The following is a 625-nucleotide window of genomic DNA, read 5'->3' as shown; positions in this document are numbered from 1 at the left end:
TCAACACTCCCTTCTTCCGGGTCTTCTTCTGGGTCTGCCGGTAACACTAACGGGGCGACAGGAGCTACGGGAGCAGCAGCAGGAGCTACTACAACTACTCCGCCATAATTTATGTCTCCGTTTGCTACTGCTTGTGCTGCTGCCGACTCAGGAAGTCTTGTAGCAACTTCTTCTTCATTTACAGTTGCCACTTCTATAATTGCTGCTAACCTAGGATTATTCATTTTAAGTTGCTGCATTAATCCTGCATCTTGATTTATTCTAACACATAGATTTCTTGTTTCTTGATCTATAACGCTTTCTACTTCTCTTTTAGGACCTATGAACTCAATATTGGTTCCTTCTTTTATAGCTTGAGCTAATTGATTTATATCGCCATCAAGTGCATCTGCATTTTTAGTTGTATATTTCTCAAAAACTTCCTCTACAATTAATGCTTTTAGCTTTTCTTTTCCTTTAGTCTTTATTGCCAACTCTTTTTTAAACTCAGTATCAGCTGCAGCTGCTATAACTTTCACGGCATCTTCATATTTTTTTCCTAATTCAGAAGTAGGAGCAATGTAAACTACTTCACCTGCATCTGCATCGGGTTTTTTAGGAAAAAGATTTTCGGGTTATAAGAGTG

1 pseudogene is annotated in these 625 nt (G+C 38.7%); it reads right to left on the bottom strand.

The window, feature by feature from the left end:
• A pseudogene (locus SB78_RS11160) lies at positions 1-518 on the bottom strand (hypothetical protein); the annotation flags it as partial.
• Positions 519-625 lie beyond the last annotated feature (107 nt).

Origin of the sequence: Rickettsia asembonensis (assembly GCF_000828125.2) — a bacterium.
Taxonomy (GTDB): domain Bacteria; phylum Pseudomonadota; class Alphaproteobacteria; order Rickettsiales; family Rickettsiaceae; genus Rickettsia; species Rickettsia asembonensis.
Note: the sequence above shows the minus strand (reverse complement) of the source record. Positions and strands in the feature narration are given on the sequence as shown.